The sequence below is a fragment of the Pedobacter cryoconitis genome (genome assembly GCF_014207135.1).
GTDB classification, from domain to species: Bacteria; Bacteroidota; Bacteroidia; order Sphingobacteriales; family Sphingobacteriaceae; genus Pedobacter; species Pedobacter cryoconitis_D.
This window is the reverse complement of the sequence record NZ_JACHCC010000001.1, coordinates 331,464-352,184: the sequence shown is the minus strand read 5'-3', so window position 1 is coordinate 352,184 and position 20,721 is coordinate 331,464. Positions and strand designations below refer to the sequence as shown.

11 protein-coding genes are annotated in these 20,721 nt (G+C 39.3%); 1 reads left to right on the top strand and 10 read right to left on the bottom strand.

Features of this window, described 5'->3' with window-relative positions:
- Positions 1-5 precede the first annotated feature (5 nt).
- Positions 6-1,280, bottom strand: coding sequence for a glucose-1-phosphate adenylyltransferase (locus HDF25_RS01320; RefSeq protein WP_184621989.1), 1,275 nt, complete (start codon positions 1,278-1,280; stop codon positions 6-8).
- Positions 1,281-1,289: 9 nt separating this feature from the next.
- Complete coding sequence (locus HDF25_RS01315) at positions 1,290-2,696, bottom strand: glycogen synthase (RefSeq protein ID WP_184621987.1); 1,407 nt, start codon at positions 2,694-2,696, stop codon at positions 1,290-1,292.
- Positions 2,697-3,163: 467 nt separating this feature from the next.
- Between HDF25_RS01315 and HDF25_RS01310 the strand changes: the two genes are divergently transcribed.
- Positions 3,164-3,961, top strand: a complete 798-nt coding sequence (locus tag HDF25_RS01310) for a hypothetical protein (protein ID WP_184621984.1) — start codon at positions 3,164-3,166, stop codon at positions 3,959-3,961.
- 57 nt (positions 3,962-4,018) lie between these two features.
- Here the strand turns inward: HDF25_RS01310 and HDF25_RS01305 are convergent, their stop codons facing one another.
- From HDF25_RS01305 to HDF25_RS01270, 8 genes are all read right to left on the bottom strand, one after another.
- On the bottom strand, positions 4,019-6,610 hold the full coding sequence (locus tag HDF25_RS01305; RefSeq protein WP_184621982.1) for a BamA/TamA family outer membrane protein: 2,592 nt from the start codon (positions 6,608-6,610) through the stop codon (positions 4,019-4,021).
- 4 nt (positions 6,611-6,614) lie between these two features.
- Positions 6,615-8,978, bottom strand: coding sequence for a GAF domain-containing protein (locus tag HDF25_RS01300; RefSeq protein WP_184621980.1), 2,364 nt, complete (start codon positions 8,976-8,978; stop codon positions 6,615-6,617).
- Positions 8,979-9,039: 61 nt separating this feature from the next.
- On the bottom strand, positions 9,040-9,909 hold the full coding sequence (locus HDF25_RS01295) for an SdiA-regulated domain-containing protein (RefSeq protein WP_184621978.1): 870 nt from the start codon (positions 9,907-9,909) through the stop codon (positions 9,040-9,042).
- Positions 9,906-11,969, bottom strand: a complete 2,064-nt coding sequence (gene ppk1 / locus HDF25_RS01290; RefSeq protein WP_184621976.1) for a polyphosphate kinase 1 — start codon at positions 11,967-11,969, stop codon at positions 9,906-9,908. Before ppk1 ends, HDF25_RS01295 begins: the two co-directional genes overlap by 4 nt.
- Positions 11,970-11,976: 7 nt before the next feature.
- Positions 11,977-13,212: a Pycsar system effector family protein gene (locus HDF25_RS01285; RefSeq protein WP_184621971.1), complete on the bottom strand. Its 1,236-nt coding sequence runs from the start codon at positions 13,210-13,212 to the stop codon at positions 11,977-11,979.
- 341 nt (positions 13,213-13,553) lie between these two features.
- Positions 13,554-14,090, bottom strand: coding sequence for a hypothetical protein (locus HDF25_RS01280; RefSeq protein WP_184621969.1), 537 nt, complete (start codon positions 14,088-14,090; stop codon positions 13,554-13,556).
- 12 nt (positions 14,091-14,102) lie between these two features.
- Positions 14,103-17,537: a DUF6443 domain-containing protein gene (locus HDF25_RS01275; protein WP_184621967.1), complete on the bottom strand. Its 3,435-nt coding sequence runs from the start codon at positions 17,535-17,537 to the stop codon at positions 14,103-14,105.
- Positions 17,538-17,543: 6 nt separating this feature from the next.
- A complete protein-coding gene (locus HDF25_RS01270; RefSeq protein WP_184621965.1) occupies positions 17,544-20,666 on the bottom strand; it encodes a hypothetical protein in 3,123 nt (1,040 codons plus the stop codon).
- Positions 20,667-20,721 lie beyond the last annotated feature (55 nt).

Sequence of the window (20,721 nt, the reverse complement as noted above, 5' to 3'; positions counted from 1 at the left end):
GGGAATTATCCTATAACAGTTCCATTGGTAATAACAGCATCCTTCTTCACGACAACAATCCCGTCTTTAACTGCATAATTCTCGAAATCTCCATCCTCTAAATGTGCTCCACCAATGATCTGGACATCATTTCCAATCTTACAATTTTTATCAATGATAGCGTTCACTATTTTACAGCGGTCACCGATTCCGATCAATGGTCTGCCCGCAGCATTCTCCTCTGCAATTTCTGTCAGTGTCTGATAACGGTCACTTCCCATGATATAAGTATTCTCAACAGAAGTACCATTCCCTATTCTTGAGCGTATCCCAACTACAGAATGTTTAATCAGGTCAGCATTCAGGATGCAACCTTCGGCGATCACTGCTTTACTCAGTGAAGTACTCAGAATTTTGGTCGGAGGTAACATCCGCGGACGCGTAAAAATACTCTGGTTACTGTCAAACAGATTGAATTTAGGAATGTCATCGGTTAAGCCCAGGTTCGCTTCAAAGAAAGAACTGATATTTCCAATATCTGTCCAGTACCCTTCATACTGAAAACTCAGTACACGCTGCGTCTGTAAAACACGTGGGATAATTTCTTTTCCAAAATCCTTTTCATCGGGATTCTCTGCAAAAATCCTTACCAGCAAATCACGGTTAAAAACATAAATACCCATTGAAGCCAGGTAATTACGTCCTTCAGCCTGCATTTCAGGCCCTGTATCAGAAGCCCAGTCTACCAGCTGCTCTGCATTAGGCTTCTCAATAAATGAAGTAATAATATTTTCTTCATTCGCTTTTAGAATCCCAAAACCAGTTGCATCCCTTGCCGTACTTGGAATCGTTGCCAGGGTAACCTGAGCACCGCTTTCTTCGTGTGCATTCAGCATTTCATTAAAATCCATCTGGTACAACTGATCACCCGATAAGATCAGCACATATTCAAAATCATGCTGTAATAAATGATGCATGGTCTGACGGACAGCATCAGCAGTTCCCTGAAACCAGGTTGGGTTATCAGGTGTCTGTTCCGCTGCCAGGATGTCTACAAAAGCATCACTGAAATGACTGAAATGATAGGTGTTTTTAATGTGTTTGTTTAAAGAAGCTGAATTAAACTGTGTAAGTACGAACATACGATGGATACCAGAATTCAGACAATTCGAAATAGGAATGTCTACCAAACGATACTTACCAGCTATCGGAACTGCTGGCTTGGAACGGGTCTGGGTAAGCGGCGATAATCTGGAGCCCTGGCCACCGCCAAGGATGACTCCTAGTACTTTTTCAGTCATATGGTTAAATTACATTTGGTACAGGTCTATATATTCCTGGGCTGCTCTATCCCAGGAGTGGTCTATTTGCATACTATATTTAAGTATATCTTTTACGTGTTTTTTATTCTGGTAAAGGTCATAAGCCCTTCCGATAGCATGCCCTACATCCCATACACTGGTCTGATCATGACAGATACCAAATCCACCATCTCCTATATCCACCACTGTATCTTTCAACCCGCCAATTCTGCGTACAATTGGTATAGTCCCATAACGCAAAGCGTATAGCTGATTGAGCCCGCAAGGTTCTACCCTCGAAGGCATCAGAATAAAATCAGCCCCTGCATAAATCTGATGGGACATTTTTTCGTTATAACCAATATAAGCGTTATATACACCAGGAAACCAGTTCTTTAATTCCAACAATTTCCCTTCGACAACCGGATCGCCGGATCCCAATGCAAGAATATTGATATTCCCGCGGCTGTGTGCTAATGAATTATGAAAAATCTCAGGTAATAAATCTGCTCCCTTTTCCCCTACTAACCTGCCAATAAAAGTGAACAATGGTTTGGTTGGATCTAAATTAAAAACATCGCATAAAGCTGCTTTGTTTGCTTTTTTCCCATTTTCTACTGTCCTGCTATTGTAAGTTTTTTCCAGCATAGGATCATGCTGCGGATCCCATACTTCATTATCAATTCCGTTCAGAATTCCGACCGATTTTGCACGTTCGCTGGCCAGCAGGCTTTCCAGTCCGTTAGCACTATAACTGATTTCTTCCAGATAACTTGGAGAAACTGTTGTTACGCGCCAGGCACATTTTATAGCCGAAGCCAGCGGGTTAATATCATCTTCCCATCCTAACAGACCAGCTCTCCATAAATCAAAAGCCGGAAGCTCATGTAATTTATCCCATCCGAATTGTCCCTGGTACTGAGCATTGTGAATCGTTAATACCGTGGGAATATTTCTCAGACCCCTGTATTTTTCGCAGTTACCAACCATAAATGGGACCAAACCGGTATGGTGATCATGACAATGAATGACATCAGGACGATGTTCCCACTGACTGATCCAATCCAATGTAGCGATCTGAAAAGCCAGGAAACGTTCTGTATCATCGTCATAACCATAAACGCGGTCACGGTCAGTCAGCCCGGCTATATAGACCAGGTAAAGATCAAATCCCAGTTTGTTTGTTTTTTCCCTGAAGATCCGCACCGGAAAATGACGGGCACCGATATTTCCCCAGGCATCATAAACTACTTCAAACTCATTCTGTATCAGAAACGAATTATTATAAGCAGGCATGACTACTTTGGCGAAATGGCCCAGCTTGTTCTGGTATTTTGGCAAAGCGCCGACAACATCGCCCAGGCCGCCTACTTTAGCTATCGGATAACATTCTGCACTCAGATGAATTATTTCCATAAAGAGGGTCTTGTAATTTTCTATTAAAATATGAGTTATAACTCAAATAAAAGCAATTGGTTTTTCATTTTTTAACGATTCCCCTTATTAGCAAGGTATTTTCCTGTACAGGGAATTTAAAAGAAATGAATTAATACCTCCATAGTTCAAATGATCGCTTTCATGATGGTTTGTCTTCGGGTACTGGTTAGGTTGTGTTCGGGTACTATTCGGGATGAGGCCAACATGAGGCCACCATTACCCCACGTTAAGGCCACCTTTTACTTAGAAAAAACGTGGCCTCACCATACACGCAGGATACCCTGAATATGGATTCATTACGACCAGTACCCGACCAGTACCCGAACACAACCCGACTAGCACTCCTCTTCCCTCTACACAATAGCAAAATAATTTCTAAATAATTAAACACATATCTAAATAATGGAACTAGCTTGAGGTTTTAATCAAAACCAAAATTAATCGTTATGAATAGAGTTTTCACAAAACATGTACCTGTTATTTGTCTGTTGATATTGAGCCATTTTACAAGTTGTAAAAAAGGAGAAAGGGCAGCTGAAATTGATGAAAAGATAATCCCGCCAGTTGTACAGCCATCTGCAAAAATACTTATTCCTATACAGCTTGGAACAGGAAAATCAGGTATGCAGATCAGTTATACGGCCGATTTATCCATCGCTAAAATAGAATATGGTAACGGAACCAGTATGCTGATGACCTATAATGCAGCCGGACAACCATTAACCCTGCAAAGATATAAGGGTGCGGCTTTAATTTCCTCAACAGATTATGATTTCAATGAAAAAGGTCAGGTGATACAGGGTTCAATGGCAGTGGTCAAGGGAAATAATTATACCGAAACCGGATATTACACATTAAGTTATAATAGCCTTAATCAGCCCAGTGAGATCAATTATTATGATATGAATGACCGTCTGACAGATAAACTAAAAAAATCATATAATGAAGCTGGTAACCTGATTGGAGAAAAAGGGAATACGGAGGAAGCAAAACTCGATTACGACACTAAAAATGGCTTATTCAAACACGCCGGGTATTTATGGTTACTCACCCTGGAAAAAGAAGATAATCTTTTCCTGTCTGCCAGGAATAACTTACAGCAATGTAATTTCCCTCTAAAACCGGAAAAGAATCAGACTTTTAGTTATTCGTATAACAGTGATAATTATCCGGAAACTATCAGCAGTACTGTCAACGGGATAAACAACACATTGAAGGTTATTTACAAACAGGTTAAGAACTGAATTTAGACAGGCTCTTAAAAGAGCAGGCCACCGGTTCGATCAGCAACCTGCTCTTTTTTAGAAACTAAATCCTATAGAAATATAAGGCATGGTACTCTCTTTTGAAAAGCCAACAGCTGCCTGGATTAGGATAAGGTCAGCGGGAATCACATAAATTCCTCCCCCATAACCATAATGCCACTGATCGGAAGATTGCCCGGGCATCCAGACCCGGCCAACATCATTAAATCCTAATAGCCCAACAGATCCGGGAACGATATAAGAAGTAAAATCAAATAATTTCATCCGGAGATCCAGGTTATAATATAACATGGATTTACCGGTAAAACGATTGGTATGGAAACCACGGAGATTGTGTACTCCCCCTAACTGCATCAGCTGGAAATATTCTGGATCACCAAAAGTTGTTCCCCCACCCAAACGATTGGCAATGACAAAATCACCATTTCCCGGGCTCAGATAATAACGGAACTCCGATTGTACTTTTCCGTAACGCTCATGATCATCATTCAGCTGCTGATTGGCAGTTATTCTGGTATTCCAGTAAATACCTTTTTTAGGGATAGCGATATTATCCCTCGAATCATATTTTACCTCGGCAACCAGACCTACATAAAGACGATCGGCAAAAACCGATTCTTCGGGATGAGCCAGATTAAAATCATTCAGGAACCTGTTTTGGTTTCCCTTACGACTGCTGGTATAGTATTCAGTAGCCAGGCCACCACCTACAGTCCAGTGATCCAGCTTTCTGTAAAGCTGAAAATCTGCGGTGAGGTAATCATAGCGGTTCCTGTAATAAGGCATTCCCTTACCGTCATCTTTGATAAATGCCGTTTCATTTCCCAGACCAAAGAAATTGCTCAGGTTATTAGGGCCCAGAAAATTTGCATTAATTTTAAAATCAGTATTCCCGATGACCTTCTTAAAGTCGCCTGCATAATTTAAGATAAACGATTGTCTGCCCGTTGAGTAATCAAGCCAGAACTCCTGTTTAGAGGCATATGGATATTTCCTGAAACCCTGTTTTTCCAGAATCAGACCTACACCAGCTTGTATCCCCTGGTCAATATTGTAATTCAGATGGAATAAAGGACCAAACTGATCGTATATAAAACTTTTCTTATTGTACTGGTTAACCGTAGTATCAGTTGATAAACGTAATTTGGCTACAGACGAAGCCGGTAACTCATTCTCTTCGTCCGAACGGTCATAAATAAACGTATTGGATTTATGGTTCGGACTAACATCAAATTTATCTTTTCCTCCACCGCCAATCATGCGAACAGTAATCGGTGAACGGGTCTCTCCCGAAACTTCAAAGACATCTTCTCCTCCCATTCCATATAACCTGATTTCGTGGGTTATACCTTTTTGAAAAGTCCTGTGGTATAATGTTCGTCCCTTCTCTCCATTCTTTTTGATATTATTGATGGTCAGTTCTATATTTCCATTTTTCTTATGTTTCACCTCAAAATACTCGCGCTTATCAGAAGCAGAGACCTCGACAGTAACTGCCAGGAAACGATAATAATCCAATGCACTTTTTTCCAGATTATTCTTTCTGGCGATCATAATTTTCAGCGTTTCCTCCCCTCCTTCAGCAAAAATATTAGCCGGCATACGTAACATCGCCTGTCTTAACAAACCGTCCTGTAGCTTTTCCTGCACATATTTCACTACTTCTCTCCAGTCCTTCTCACTAAGCCCGTTTAAAAAATAACGATCAAAATAACGCTGGTTAAAATTCCACTGGTCTACGGCTCTGATCACGGGTTCATAAGGCTGAAGATTTGCTTTCAGCCACTGATGAGAAAGGACCCACGGAAATACACCCGAAGTTTTATAAAAGACCTTGTCCCTGTCACGTGGTACAGGAACATATTCCTTTTCGTCCTGATCATCCAGCTTTAACCATCTCCAGTTATCTTCGTGTCTGTCCCAGTCACCGACTATAAAATCGAGTAACCTGGCTCTTAACACTAACTTCTGAGCAATATGGGTATCATTATCCTCATCGACCTTACGCTGCGCCTTCAGGCTATTATCACTTTTTTCATATCCCGCAGGCATACGTTCTTCCAGCAAATAAACAGCGTTGGCAAATTGTTTTCTGTACTCTCCTAAAGCCGGATCATCGCCTACATAAAGGATTTCAGGATTAGCATGAGGAATGCCCAGTGCATCGGCTAAAGGCGGTACAACCAAGGCAGAAAAAGGATGACTTGTCGAAATCTGGTCCTGCACAATATCTTTGGCAATAGTTGCTCTCAGCTTTTCTGCCAGACCTCTTTCCGGATATTTCTGCACTGTACGGAGTGCCCATTCTCTTCCCGAAGCATCTTCCAGACGTAAGGAACGGGTCTGCATCCCTCCACCAAGCTGAATGACTTTCATCCCTCCATGTTCCTTTTGTAAGTCGACAATTCTCATCCTTACTGGCGTAGCCCATAATTTTCGGTAGTTCTCTCCCAGGAAAAAACGATGTGTTTTAGATACAGAATCATAAACGGGAGAGATTGCTATGGTAATTGAATCCTTTGTCCTTTGCTGCTGTGCGCTGCTCAGGAAGGGGAAAACCAAAAAAATTGCAAGTAAGAATACTGCAGGACCTGTCTTTAACTTATAGTTGCCGGAAAATATACTCATTTAATTAATCTGTTTTGATCAGGACTTCTACACGTAATGCCTTTAATCCTTCCACCCCCTGTAATTCTTCTATTTCCAGGAATTCTACCTCTTCTGTTAGTATTTTTTGTTTCTGTAACGTACTGATATAACCCATATATTCATCTGCCTCAGCGCCATTAAAATAGACTATGGCTATTTTACCTGGCTGAGTCAGACGTTCTGTACTGTCTTTGACATGCGCCTTATCAATCCTCTTCTTGACCATCTGGTAACGGATGTTATAACTTCCCTCCACATCAAATCTTTGTTCATCCAAACGGAAGCTGATGTCTATAATTTTCTCATAGACAAAGATCAGCTGTGTGGTTTCCATTGGTATAGGTAATGCAGATCTGAGCCCCGCAGTGATACGGGTGATCTCGGCAATGGCTTTTAGCTGTCTTAAACGAAAATCAGCCAGCAGACCATCTCTAAATTCCAAATCAGGTGCAATGGAATGCCCCAGATAAATGTCAAACTCAACTCCGTCAGTTCTGAATTTTTCAAAGTAACAAGGGTACTCCTGCTGTAATTCTGCATTGAACTGATCAAGATACTTGTTGACTGCACGGTTGATTGTCTGCATACTGAGCTCATAACTGTCCCTGTTCTGGAATATCTTACCTCCAGGGCTTGTGAGCTCAAAATATTCATTAATTATTCCCTTTGCCTGTGGATATATGTCTTTCAGTACATTCAGGTAAGGTGGCAGCTGATGTTGCAGATAATCATCAGTTTTCATGATCTCCCGATCAGAAATCTCGTCGAAACCTTTATGGTCCCAGGACGATTGCTGTCTCGGAAAATCATCTTCCATTACTTCAGGGATGATTGTTTTCAGATTTGCCAGCGTAGTTTCCAGGACTTCAAAATGAGCAAAGAGATCTTTTCTGATCATCAGGTTCCGCTCAATACTTGAATTCCGGATATCGATTGCCCCATAAAAAGGATGTACATTTTTAAAATAAACCTGTTCTATAGGCAGTTTCTTTTCCCAGGCACCCGAGTTCATATAATTATAAGCCGCCTGGTAGAAACGCCATTCGACAGAGGACTGCAAAGCTGTAAATTTATCAGTCACAATAGCAGAAATCTCATTATTGAAATCAATAATAATATTCTGATAAAGCTGCGCCAGTAAAGGTAAAGCCGTTTCTATACGGGATAAAGTGCTGCCATTAAATGCAGTTTCATCTTTGGTGTAGAGTTCTAAACAACCAACCAGTTTTGCATTATAGTATAAAGGAAAAAGGCCATAGGATCTGATTCCTGCATCGGCAACGAGCTTCAGCATAGGATAGGCCAACTGGTCTTCCTCGCTGATCGAAGGGAAAATCAACCGGCGCGGATGTTCTACAAATGTATTAACCAGAGCAGCGTAAGCTTCTTCTCCCATCCCGCTCAGTTTTGCCTGCTGATCGATGATACTCTGAAAACCCTGATGGTGATAAACCAGTGTCTTATTATTCAGCCTCAGATAGGGCAATAAGCTAAACTCTATATCTTTGTGTCCAGCCAGTGATTTAAGCGCAGTCGAGATCATCGAGCTGCTCCAGCCCACCTGGCACTCGTTATGGGCGATAATTGTATTTTTGATAGATTCCAGCGCATATTCGGAAGTAATATCCACCAGACTTACAATGGAAATACCTTCGATACTAAACATTTCGGATGGTAGTAAAGTACTCAGCGTTTCTAAACTACTGCTTTCATCCTGCATATACTCTTTGATATGCTGGATCGTCAGCTCGGGCAAAGGCATTTTGTTTTTAACCTCTATAAACCGGGTATCGATATTCAACTTGTAGTATCTCAGTAATTGGGTCTCCTTGTCGAGGATAGATTTAATAATATGCTGGTCAGTACCGAAACTGAAATGATAAAATTTCTGCAGGATCAGACTGTATAAATTTCTGAGCATCGTATCCTGCATTTCTTTTTGAGAAGGCAGTGACAAATCGGTGTTCAAATGCTCTTGTTGCTTATCAAGCAGCACATTATAAAAAGAGTTTGTTCCATAATAGAAACAAGGGCAGATAGGTTTACTCAATGCCCAAAGCTGTTCACGCTCATCGTTAATAATAGGTGACAAAGCTGTATATATCAGTTCAAACAGGTGGTTGTACTTGTTTACATTTTCAACAGGAATGGGATCTTTGAGTTCAGGAAAAACTGCAAATTGCTCCAGCAGATAATTATAGAAATTTATCTTGGCTGTTTTTTCTGTAATCATCCTTTCCTGAAGAAATGTAATAAATGGTTTTAATGAAAGCCTGACATCGGCCTTCATTCCATTCTGCTCATTCCCGCATACATATTTGTTAAAGTCAATGGTTATTGCCTGCATTTTTTATAATTATAAGCGTCTTGGATCTGGTAATTATTTACCGGATCATAATTTTTTCAGATCAGGGTTTAAACTTGAATTTCAGAATATTACCGGAGCTGAGTTCGTCACCTTCATTGGATATATATAAATTCATCTCTTGATCAAAGGCCAGTCCTTCGGGCTGAACAAATGTTGCAGAGTTTAACCGGTGCACACTTTTAACTTTCCAGTCGGGTGTAGCAACCACCAGCAATTTGTTCACTGAAGAGAGTATATACCATTCTCCGGAATGCGGATCTCTGGTCAGTGCCGAAGCTTTCATCCCTGTTTTCAGGATATGTCCTTTGCTAATCAGATCTTTCAGATCCATAGAGAACTCACCGGAAGCAATCATCTCTTTTTTTACCGGGTTATAGGTAAAAATAGAACCGGACATAAACTGTCCCTTTTTATCTCCTTTACAGTTCTTACAAAGCAGGTAAATCTGGTTGGTCTGCTGGTCTGCATAAATACTCTCGTATTCTCCGTCAGGCAGCAAATCATCCCATTCTTTGATATTGGTTACTTTGTCTTTGGTCGCTTCGCTAAAAGGAAAAGTATAAAGTACACCGTCACTTCTCAGGATAATCACCGTCTCATTCAGGATAGCGAGATCTTCATAATCTCCTTTTTTACCAAAGACTGCATGTTTTTGTTTTTTGATTCCCCAGGCTTGTCTGAAAAGCCGGCCGTCTTCATCCTGAATGGAATAGACTGTATCGCTTTTACCTTTATAAAAGGCAATACCTGAAATCTCCTGCAGACTTTCGGGCATCGTAAATTTCTCCGGCTTGTTCAGGTTATATCCCTTCGGACTGCTAAAATTCTGTTTAGCCGGTTTACAAGCATAAAACCCGATCAGAATAAGTACAGGAAAAAGATAACTCAGTCTTTTAAAAAACAGTTTCATGATGTTTTATATTCAATAGTTGATACGGTATTTTCTTTTAAAAATTCATAAATCGCCTGCTGTGAACAGCTCTGAATTTCACCCTGGCAATAGTTATTCTGTAGTTCTTCATTGAGTTCAACAGCCTGAACGGTATCCCTCCACTGTAAATTTAAGATTTCTATCAGTCTTATTTTTAATTCTTCACTATAGATGGGGAAACAGACTTCTATTCTTCCGTAGATATTTCTGTTCATCCAGTCGGCCGATCCCATGAAAAGCTCCTGTTCTCCATTGTTATGGAATAGAAAGATACGTCCATGTTCCAGGTAACGGTCTACAATCCGTTTGACGATAATATTTTCACTCTGTCCTGGTATACCGGGAATTAAACAGCATACGCTTCTTACAATCAGCTGAATCTTTACACCTGCGTTTGAAGCCTCGTACAATTTGGCAATCAGGATCTTTTCTTCGAGGTTATTCATTTTGATGGTAATACCCGAAGCCAAGCCTTTTTTAGCATTTTGGATTTCCCGGTCAATCAACGAAATAAACCGCTGCTGAAGATTAAACTGAGCAACCAGCAAATGTTTGAAATTGATGGTATCTTCCGGCATTGGTTTCTTCTTCTTTTTGCTTAGGAAACCAAAAAGTTGTTTCAGTTCAGCCAGCATATCCTGGTTAGCTGTCAGTAAGATATGGTCGGTATAAAATCTGGCTGTAGATTCATTCAGGTTACCGGTGGCCAGTAAACCAAGATATTGACTTTGATCTCTGATGGTTCTTTTGACCAGGGCTACTTTAGCATGTACTTTGAGTTCTTTATTGCTATAAATAATTTTTACACCCGCAGCCTTCATCTGTGAGGCCCATTTGATATTATTGGCTTCATCAAATCTCGCTTTGAGCTCTACCATCACTGATACCTTTTTACCATTTTTTGCCGCAGACATCAGTGCATTGACAATCCTTGAATTATCTGCCACACGGTAAAGGGTCACGTAAATTTCTTCCACGAAACTGTCATTGGCAGCTTCATTAAAGAATCTCAGGACCAGGTCATAGTTCTGATAAGGTACATGTACCATCAGGTCTTTTTTCTGGATCTGGCTAAATAAGGTATCTTCTTTTTTGAGTAACAGCACTGGCAAGGCTGGCCATTTCGGATAATTCAGCGCAGTTCCGTTCAGCGGGAAGCTGTTCAGATCTTTCATATTATGGTAAAAACCTCCCTCTACGATTGAGGATTTGGAAAGGTTCAGCGCATACATCATCCGGTAAAGATGGCGCAGGGGTATCCCAGGCTGGCATAAGAAACGGGTGGCAATACCGAGATCACGTTTTTTCAGTTCTTTTTCTAGTTCGGCGGTAATATCTTCGTCAAGGTCATCAATTTCTTCTTTGATATTCAGCTCGGCATTCCGGGTGACTTTGATGTTAAATACACCTTTGATAGCTTCACCAGGGAAAAGATAAGCGAGATTATTCCTGATAATATCATCGAGGAAAACCACGTATTTCTGGTCGTCTTTATTAACTGCGTATAATCTGGGTAAGGCTTCAGATGGAATTGTAATCAATTCGAGTCGCTCGATTCCGGCAGCGTCCGAAAGGATTACAGCCTGGTACAACCGGTTATTTTCGGCGAAGAAAGCATTTTCATCTTGTTCTATACGGAATAGCCTGATATAGGCTAGTACCTCATTAAAGAAGATTCTTGCCAGTTCATCTGTAATGGATTCGGGAATAGGTTCATTGTATAACCAGTGGATATTTTCTGCTTTCAGCGCGGGTAGTAGCTGATTGGCTAGTAAATGACCAAACCGCTGTTGTTGCTGGTTGATTAAAAACTGAGCTTTATAGTAATTATTGTTTAATCCGCTGTTTTCATCAAAATTGTCAATAGCCATCAGCACAGGCATACGTACCCGGTAAAACTCGTCCAGATTGGAAGAATAAATAGCCAGAAACCGGATGCGTTCCAGCAAGGGAACCTGCTCGTTTTCTGCTTCCATCAACACCCGCTCATTAAAACTCAGCCAGCTCAGGTCACGGTTAAAAAAGACATATTCTTTCATGTTGTGTTTATATAGCTACAACCGCAATGGCAATAACGAATGCAAGAACAGAAGCAATGATACCGAACATAAAAACGTTATAGGCAATCCTTAACAAGCGGTATTTACGCCCAAGGACTACACCCTGTGAATATAAATCGCGGATCAGGCTACCATAGAGAAAATCTCTGTCTTCCATCATTTCTTCCATACCAGCAGTATAGTCTGGTAGGGTCATTCTGTAGAAATTACCGAAGAATAACAGGTTTACTTTTTTATCATGGACATCCTGGGCAGTAAATGTACCCGGAGGGACTGTAGGCCGCGTAGCAAGAATAGAGAATACCATAGTCACCACACATATAATCAGTAGTAGTAAAGTTGGGATTATCAAATGCGGATTATCTTCAAGTTTGCGCAGTAGTATACTCAGGATAACTGATAAGATGATAGAATTGGTCGAGATCATGATATGGGCTTTATTATCGGCCATATCACTTAGCCGCTGATGATTACCGGCAGTAATCCGGAACATGGTTTCGATCCCTTTATCAGGCCGGTTACTTTTCTTTTTATCTTCTTTTTTTGCCACTTTATCTTCTTTTTTACTGGTAACCAGAGCTACCGGATCTATGTTCTCTTCTTCTTTTTCCTTCTCCTGATGATTGTCTTTTTCTAATTTCTCTTTGAGCTCGTTCAGGTTCATCTCTTTTTTTGCAGAAAGTAAGTCCTGACAATAGTCGGTGTGATAATGATGGGATTCAAAAAGTATAATGGTTTTTGAGCGCCATTCATTTTTATCGATTTCCTTTCCTGTGAAAGCCATCGCTTCTTTGCGCATCAGCTTATTTCTTTCTTTGAAGTTTTCACCACCCAGATGGAACAGATCGGCATCACAGACAATTTCTTCGAGCAAACCGACAGGATGCTGTGGCATTTTTGTAGCGAGAATACAGTTGGTTACTAAATCTGTGATAGCGGGTTCTACCCCTTTTGAACTCAAAAATTCTTTGGCTAAGGCTGCTCCTCTTTCTTCGTGTGACTGACAGTTAATCAGGTAACCGACATCATGAAACCAGGCGGCAACATTGACGATAAAGAAGTCATGATCAGACAATTGATAATGGCTGGCTATTTTGACTACAGCTTTGACAACCTGTTCGGTATGTGTCTGGTTATGGTAGATTAATCTCTCGTCTTTTTTAGTATGAAACAAGCTCGAGACATGCGCTCTGACCTGATCTAATATATCCAGGTAATTCATCTTATAAATATGGCGGTTTAAATTGTTAATTCCCAATACCATCAAAGTATCTGTTTTGATAGTTTAGAGAAACACTTACCGTTTCAAAAATATTGATTTAAAACCAGGAAAGAGGTATTGTTTGGAGGGGAACGGATTATTAGATAATTCTATGACTAAGGATGTTTTAGTGACATCGTACTATTTACAATCATTAAAACGAAGAAGACTATAATAGCAAGTAACGGTAATATCCAATAAACAACAAAGCCCGGCATTATGCCCGGGCCTACATCATTAATTAGAGGATAGTTTTGGTATATCAGATGGGTAATTTTGTATAATCCGCTTTGGAACTGAAACTATAATTTCTGAACAGCAATTTTATACTTCAATTGATAAGATGAAGGCAGCTCATCTTTATTAGTCTCATCTATCAACTTAATAAACTCTCTGTAGTCTCCTTCATCCCAAGCCTTATTAGCAGCTACTAAACTCTGTTTATCTAATAATCCCTGTGTATATTTTTGACTTCTCTCCAAATCAAACTCTTCTAATTTATTTATTCTATCTATATCTCCTCTCAGTAGGGGCTGTGCTTCATTTTCAAAAAACAAAACAAGGTTCTTTACAAAAATCTCAACAGAGACATCGCTTAACTTTAAATCAGAACCAAAAAACAACTTAAGCACCTTATTATCAACCTCCACTTTATCCATTTTATCATCATTTCTACCTAACCAAATAGTATTAGAATTTTCAAGTTGATTATGAGCAATAATAATTACTAAATATTTTGACAGCAGTTTTAGATAATTATCTCGTTGTTCAATGATATTTAAATTACATTTTTGAAAAAGCACACCTAGCTTCTCAAGGATTATCTGGTTAAATTTCATTTTGTTATTTATTTAATTAGGTGGCATCCACGCACCACGATTTGGGTTAAAACTCCATCCACGACTTTGCAAGAGACTCCGTTCTGCATTTAAGAATCCTCTTGTTTCTTGTAGAGTTCCATTGGCCTTTAAGTAAGAATCAAAAATAGGATTTCCAGCACCCATTTCTCGTCTTAAAAATCCGGAATTTTGTTTCCAATTTAGTTTAGGAGAACCCTGATCAAACATTTTCAAAAACCTATCACCAGTTTTCCACCCAGTTGATGCTTCTGCTTGTGGAGATCCGAATTTAAACAAATTTAGACCTCCTTCTTCGGCAGCTACGGCCGCCCCTGTCTTTGTCAAACTATAGATACCACCTACAGCAAAATCAATAATCCAGTTTGCGTCTTCCAAACCAACAACCCTACCCTGACCAGAAAAAGGATTTATCTCATTATGTGCGATATATCTCTCATGGAAAACAGTAGTTGCTACTCCTTGCAAATTGTCTGGATATCCCATAAAGAGTCCACCAGTACTCTTACGATAGTTGCTTTGGACTTCACCTACTACACCATTATAAGCAGATTGAGCCCTTGCCCCTCCTCTTTTTGCTGTAACACCAACTTCATTCAAACTTATATTGTCTCCTGCAGTATCAAAATTATGCCAAACTTCTGGAGTAACTTTATTAACGGGGACTGTGTCTAATCCAAGTGGATCAATTGTATTTATAGGATTATTTAATACATAATTATATGGTGTTACTGAATAATGGTTTTCTGCTAATGCGTCCACAACATTCCACCTAGCTATTACCGGGTCATAGAACCTGGCACCGTAATCGTACTGCCCTAATTCATCCTGTAACTCTTTACTATTATAAAGATACTTATTCGATCCAAGTTTTGAATTTTTCCTTAATCCAAAGGCATAATAATCATCACTCTGCTGTATAGCTAATATATTTTCAACCGGATGTTTGTTAAAGGTCATTCTTACATTACCCAAGTGATCTGACAAGTTATATTCATAACTGTAGTTACCCTGATTGTTTCTCGCCTGCCCTTCTTCTGTTGCAACAACGTCGATTACCCCATTTGTATATTGAACACCACGGATATAATCCGTAGTTTCTGAACCACTAGTTTTCTTCAGTTTATTCCCTGTGGCATCATAGGTATAACTTAAATTCTGACTGCCTGTGATAGTCTGTGGCAAATTCAGATAATTATAAGTCAGATTAATGTTCTTCTCTTTATCATACGTTAAATTGCCATTATCATCATAACTATATTCACTATTGGTAAAACCAGTTATTTTAGTCAACTGGTTACCGGTATAACCACTATAAGTGTTAGTTCCTTTACCCTCTCTGTCTAAGGTCTTGATATTACCCGTCACATCATAACTGATACTCTCTCCAAGCCCTGGAGATACTGCTTTAGTCAATCTGTTTAACGAGTCATAACTGTAAGCAAACGTATTATCTAAAGTTCCTTTACTCCTGCCCCAGATCTGGTTTGCAATATTACCATTCCACTGCGGTACATCTCCATCATTATATTTCAATTGCAAGTTAAACTGATCACCCATACTTTTAGTCAACCAGCCTCTTTCATTATAGCCATAAGTGGTTTGTTGAAGATAAGAACTACCATTATTGATACTATGTAATTGTTTACTCAATAGCTGACCAGTCTCTGTATAATCCAGTTTATTCAGTATCACTTCTGTCTGGCCATTGATACTTTCAGTTGTGGCTATCTTACGCCCCATATGATCATAGAAATAACGGCTAGCAACTGTTACTACATTACCTTTTGTTGTATGGCTACGCTTACTTGCTGTTAACTCTTCTGCAAAGTTATAGGTATTGTCAATGATATCTTTTCCACCCAGATGGTTCTCAACTTTACTTTGGACTATACGCCCTTCAGTATCATAATAATAGATAGAAAGCAACATAGTCTCTGTTCCCAATACTCTGATCTTGCTCCCTGTCAGTAATGATTTCACTCGCTCTGCCCCAACCTGATTACCCGAAGGCTGATCAGTAGTTCCGACACCGGGGAAGCCGTAATCATCATAATAGTTGATCAAGTAATAATCAGCCAGACTGGCTGTTTGCGGAAAAGAAAGATTATCATAACCAGTATCGTTTGTTTTTCTGGTCTCCCACAGGACAGTTTGTATATTCACAGTCGCTTGTATTGCATCACGTTTACTCGCATCTGTATACTGACCTGAGCCAACTATCCTTCCAAATGCATCATGCTTGGTAAACACCCATTGGTTTATAGCCCTCTGGTTAGCATCCTGAGTCAATACAATCTGGTCAAGTACATTGTAAATCATGTACTCCCACTTTTTACCTGGCAACTGTTTTTCAACCAGACGTCTGCGTCCATCGTAATGATAGCCATAAATAAACTGTTTAAAGACATCATCACTTTCCACAAAACTGCTCACCGTACTTTGTCCGTTTTCATTCACTGCTGGAGGTAATACATAACGCAAATTACCCAGATCATCATAGACATAATAAGTAGACAGGCCTCTCTTATCAGTTTCCCAAACTCGCTTCAGGATTATACGACCATCATAGTCCTTATATTCATCTGTTGTACCAGCCTTTAAATCTGTAGCTTTCCAGTTTTCACCTTTGAAGGTCGTTTTATATAATTTACCTGCCCCATAATTAGTTGTTCCTGAAGCTCCGTTCGTAGTCACCATCCATAGCTTTACCTCATCGTCATTCGTTCCATACTCCATTTTTTGAGTATGTCCGATATTACTTCCGGAAACCGGCTGCCAGTCGGCACCAGGTGCTCCTTGTTCAACAACCCTGTTCAATGGAGACGGTTCAAAAACAGTCTGTCCATAAGGATAAGCTGTGACAGCAATTCCAGCACCCGGGTTAGCATAAAAGTCTTTCAGGTCCTTCAGTGCATCAGTTCGGTAAGTTCCGCCGTTACTTTCAATAACATAAGGCTGATACTTTTTATCCTCCCGGCCAAAAGCATCATAAGTCACCGGCTGCACCACATCATAAAACTTTGGACTTGCCTGTACCATTACTGTCTGCAAAGGACGCCCCAGTCCATCAAAATACTGAATGGTCTGATTAACCTCGGCAGTATTATAGGTATTTGAACTTGCATCAGTATCAGTTTTAATACCCGCCCTTCTAAAGACCCGGCTCAATATATAGTTCTGGTCAGAACTTGGTTTACTGGATAAAGCCACCCAATTATCAAAATTAATCCCGGTAAAGATATTGACAGTTTTTCCCTCCGGAATCTCAAATCCAGGCTGTAACTCTATATCTTCGATAGCTGTAATCTCAGTCTCATTACTATACTTGTTCAACTTCAGACTTCTGGTTACCTGGCCTTTACTTTGATGAATACCCAGAAACAAAACACAAAAAGACAGGACAACGGAATATAAATATTTTCTCATGAGGCATTAATCTTTATAACGATAAGTAGTATTTTTAATAATATTTCCCTGTTGATCTTTCACATTTTTCAATCGTTGAAATCCGTCATATTCATAATAGGTCGTCTGCCCTTTAGCATCTGTCTGACTAAGCATCCCAACGAGTGGCTTGTAAGAATAGAAAACAATCTCCAGGTTCGGGAAATCGGTAAACAAGGGAGCAAGAAAAGCACGTACATCATTAATATCAGGATTAATACGCTCACTGAAGTCCGCGATCTTCTTAGCCCCCAGTTTGTTCTCTATAGTTGTGTAATCCGCTCCTTTAATTTCTGCAATAGGATACTGTCCATTATATGACCATAAGTAATTTATCTTAACACCTTTCTCTTTAGATACACTTACAGGGCTTCCATTTTTATCATAATGATTATATCTCCATCGAGTCTCAGGAAGCTCATCCTTAAATTTAGTTTGTATTTCTGACGGCAAAATCAACTGATTATCATCAGATATACCTTTAGCATATACAGTTATATTCTTTTTTAATGAGATATCATTTAATTGGTTCTCTTTCTCAATAACTGTATTAAGCATATTCCGGTTTACCATCTCCTTATATGGAGTTTCTATCCCTTTAGCTACCATATCAGGGGGGTAAGAAGATATCTGAGTATTCAAATTATTCCTGCTGTCATTTGACACCTCTTTTATGATCTGATTATTATCGTTATAAGTATAAGATTGAGTTGTTGTAACTGGCAGATCTGTGCCATTATAAAGTCTTGTAGTTTGGCCGACTAAATTATAATAATCAGTTTCTGTATCGTAGAATACATAAGCACCTTTTATTCCTCCAGAAAATATTACATTATTTAGAAATGCAGGTACTTGTCCTACAAACTTTATAGCAGGAAAAGTCTGCTGACCAATATCTGCATAATCGTTTTGTATCCTCTTAATTAAGACAAATTTGTTATTTTCAAATTTGTAATTAAGTTCTTCTGTCAGTTTGCCTCTGTGATGTTCTCTTGAAGTGACCGCATAGGGTCTGGGAACTACTTTATCGGGTGTCCCAGAGGGACTTGTATAAAAGTATTCATTTTTACCATTTTCTCCGTTTTCTCCTATCAGTTCAATAACATGTTTATAACCAACAAATGCTCCTCCGGTTGTACTTAATGGAAGATTCGAATAAGATGAGATTCTTGTCATTTGACATTCATACAACGGCCCCAAGTCAACTTCCATAGCATATTTAGGACTTGAAACAAGAGCACCACTACTTAAATCTGGTTTAATAAAATCTGAATAAAGATATTTTTTGACAAATACACTCTGAGTAACAGGATCTTTTATCTGAATTCTACTGATCCTTAATCCCCCGACTACCTCATTTTTAAACACCGTATCTTTTAAGAAATCTTCAGGTGTAGCCAGATATAATATGTTAAACTTAAATTTGTCTACATATTCCGGCCAACTGTTGAAATTTACAGTAAAGGTATACTGCCCCTTTTTACCTAAGGTGACTACCTTACTTGTTTCAGCGTAAGACATCGTTAACTTATAATTATCTGGGCCAGTTATTGTACCCAATGGTCCTGGTGTCCCTTGACCTTTAACTGGTCCGTTTTTAAAAGTAATTTCTGCCTTTCTATTATCATCTTTAAGTGAGAAAGATAGTTTATACTCTAACTTTGGTGCATTATTTTCATCTAATTCACCATGTATGTTAGCTCCTCCTATATATTTAATTGGGACTGTATTTATAATTCTTCCACTAATTGTGTTCGCTTCGTATTGAAATTCCTGAGTACCTCCAGTTGGCAATTTCACTTTTATCAAAGTCCCTGAAATTGCTCCACTTGAGGGATTTCTGTCAGCCCCAGGATAAGTATATGTTTCATTATTATAATTAGTTAGCTGCGTGGTAGGTACAAATCCAGTTGTTAAATTATTTGCAGCATTAAAATATCCCCAATGATCCTGGCTATAAGAATCATATGCCGGAAGGTTGTTTTTAGAATCATACTCAAAACCATAAATCATATGATTTCCCGTATCACTTAGATCTACAAATTTCACCTGATCAAGAAAAAGCCTTTTGGTAGTCTGATTAATACCATAAGAATAAGAAAGATCAATCTTACGAATCAGAACATCTTTATTATCATAAACCACTATACTGCTTATTGCAAAAGCACCTGGCAGATCTGATCTTTCCTTCCCTTCAGGAATAAATTTTACTTTTCCAGCAGAAAAAGTTATAAAATCTAATGCTTTCCCCTTCGTAGAAGTGTAATTCCTGGTTGTTGATTTAGAAGGGCCTGGACACTTACCTGCTTCTGTATTAATAGGCCCTACGTAAGCCACACCAGAATTGATACTAGTTGAAGAGAAGCTCTCTGATCTATAATTAAATTTAACAGTATCAGTAGAATTGGGTGAAATTATCTCAGTCAGATACCATGAGCTGGATCTATTAGATGAAGGAATCCCTATTGTTACATTCTCCGAGACTTCCTCGGACGCAAAAACATATTTAAATCCATCCTCAGCAATAATCTCCCAACTGGATGCAGCGCCAGGTTTATAAGTTGCAATTATTTTTGACCTTGGTATCGTATGAACAGTGTGGCCATCCGTATCAAAAAATAATTTTCCGCTTTTGCCATTAAAGTTGTAGAAAAAAATATCAGGTTCTGTATCTAACGAACCCTGCGTAACAACCTGTTCAGCAACCTCTTGAATCTTAAGACCTGAAAAAGTTGAAAAGTCCCTGACTACTGCATAATTTTCAAGAAATCCACCAGCCCCCTGATCAGGTAGACCTCTTGTTTGCTGAATAATACTTCCACCGGCACTCAATGCCCAGCCCAGTCCAACATTCGAGGCAACTTCTGACACTTTAATTCCACCACCATGATAATCAAGACTGATCGGAACAGATATTTCCTTAGACTGAATAGTAAAAACAGGTATATCAGTTCTTGGAATTCCAGTATAATTACCAACTGGTATTTCTAGAAATTTACCTAAAGAAGCAGCCTGAGGTGATACCGGAGCGATTTTTTCAAAAGGGGCATCCTGTGCAGATGCAGAAAAGCAGAGCAGAAAGGAAGCACAGATAGTAGGAATAATCTTCATTAAATATATTGCAGTTGAGGCAGTTAGGGTATTATTTTAAATAAAAAGACATTGG

What these genes read in the sequence shown, in the direction of transcription:
- HDF25_RS01320 (WP_184621989.1), bottom strand. Translation starts at nt 1,280, where the DNA reads ATGACTGAAAAAGTACTAGGAGTCATCCTTGGCGGTGGCCAGGGCTCC.
- HDF25_RS01315 (WP_184621987.1), bottom strand. Translation starts at nt 2,696, where the DNA reads ATGGAAATAATTCATCTGAGTGCAGAATGTTATCCGATAGCTAAAGTA.
- HDF25_RS01310 (WP_184621984.1), top strand. Translation starts at nt 3,164, where the DNA reads ATGAATAGAGTTTTCACAAAACATGTACCTGTTATTTGTCTGTTGATA.
- HDF25_RS01305 (WP_184621982.1), bottom strand. Translation starts at nt 6,610, where the DNA reads ATGAGTATATTTTCCGGCAACTATAAGTTAAAGACAGGTCCTGCAGTA.
- HDF25_RS01300 (WP_184621980.1), bottom strand. Translation starts at nt 8,978, where the DNA reads ATGCAGGCAATAACCATTGACTTTAACAAATATGTATGCGGGAATGAG.
- HDF25_RS01295 (WP_184621978.1), bottom strand. Translation starts at nt 9,909, where the DNA reads ATGAAACTGTTTTTTAAAAGACTGAGTTATCTTTTTCCTGTACTTATT.
- ppk1 (WP_184621976.1), bottom strand. Translation starts at nt 11,969, where the DNA reads ATGAAAGAATATGTCTTTTTTAACCGTGACCTGAGCTGGCTGAGTTTT.
- HDF25_RS01285 (WP_184621971.1), bottom strand. Translation starts at nt 13,212, where the DNA reads ATGAATTACCTGGATATATTAGATCAGGTCAGAGCGCATGTCTCGAGC.
- HDF25_RS01280 (WP_184621969.1), bottom strand. Translation starts at nt 14,090, where the DNA reads ATGAAATTTAACCAGATAATCCTTGAGAAGCTAGGTGTGCTTTTTCAA.
- HDF25_RS01275 (WP_184621967.1), bottom strand. Translation starts at nt 17,537, where the DNA reads ATGAGAAAATATTTATATTCCGTTGTCCTGTCTTTTTGTGTTTTGTTT.
- HDF25_RS01270 (WP_184621965.1), bottom strand. Translation starts at nt 20,666, where the DNA reads ATGAAGATTATTCCTACTATCTGTGCTTCCTTTCTGCTCTGCTTTTCT.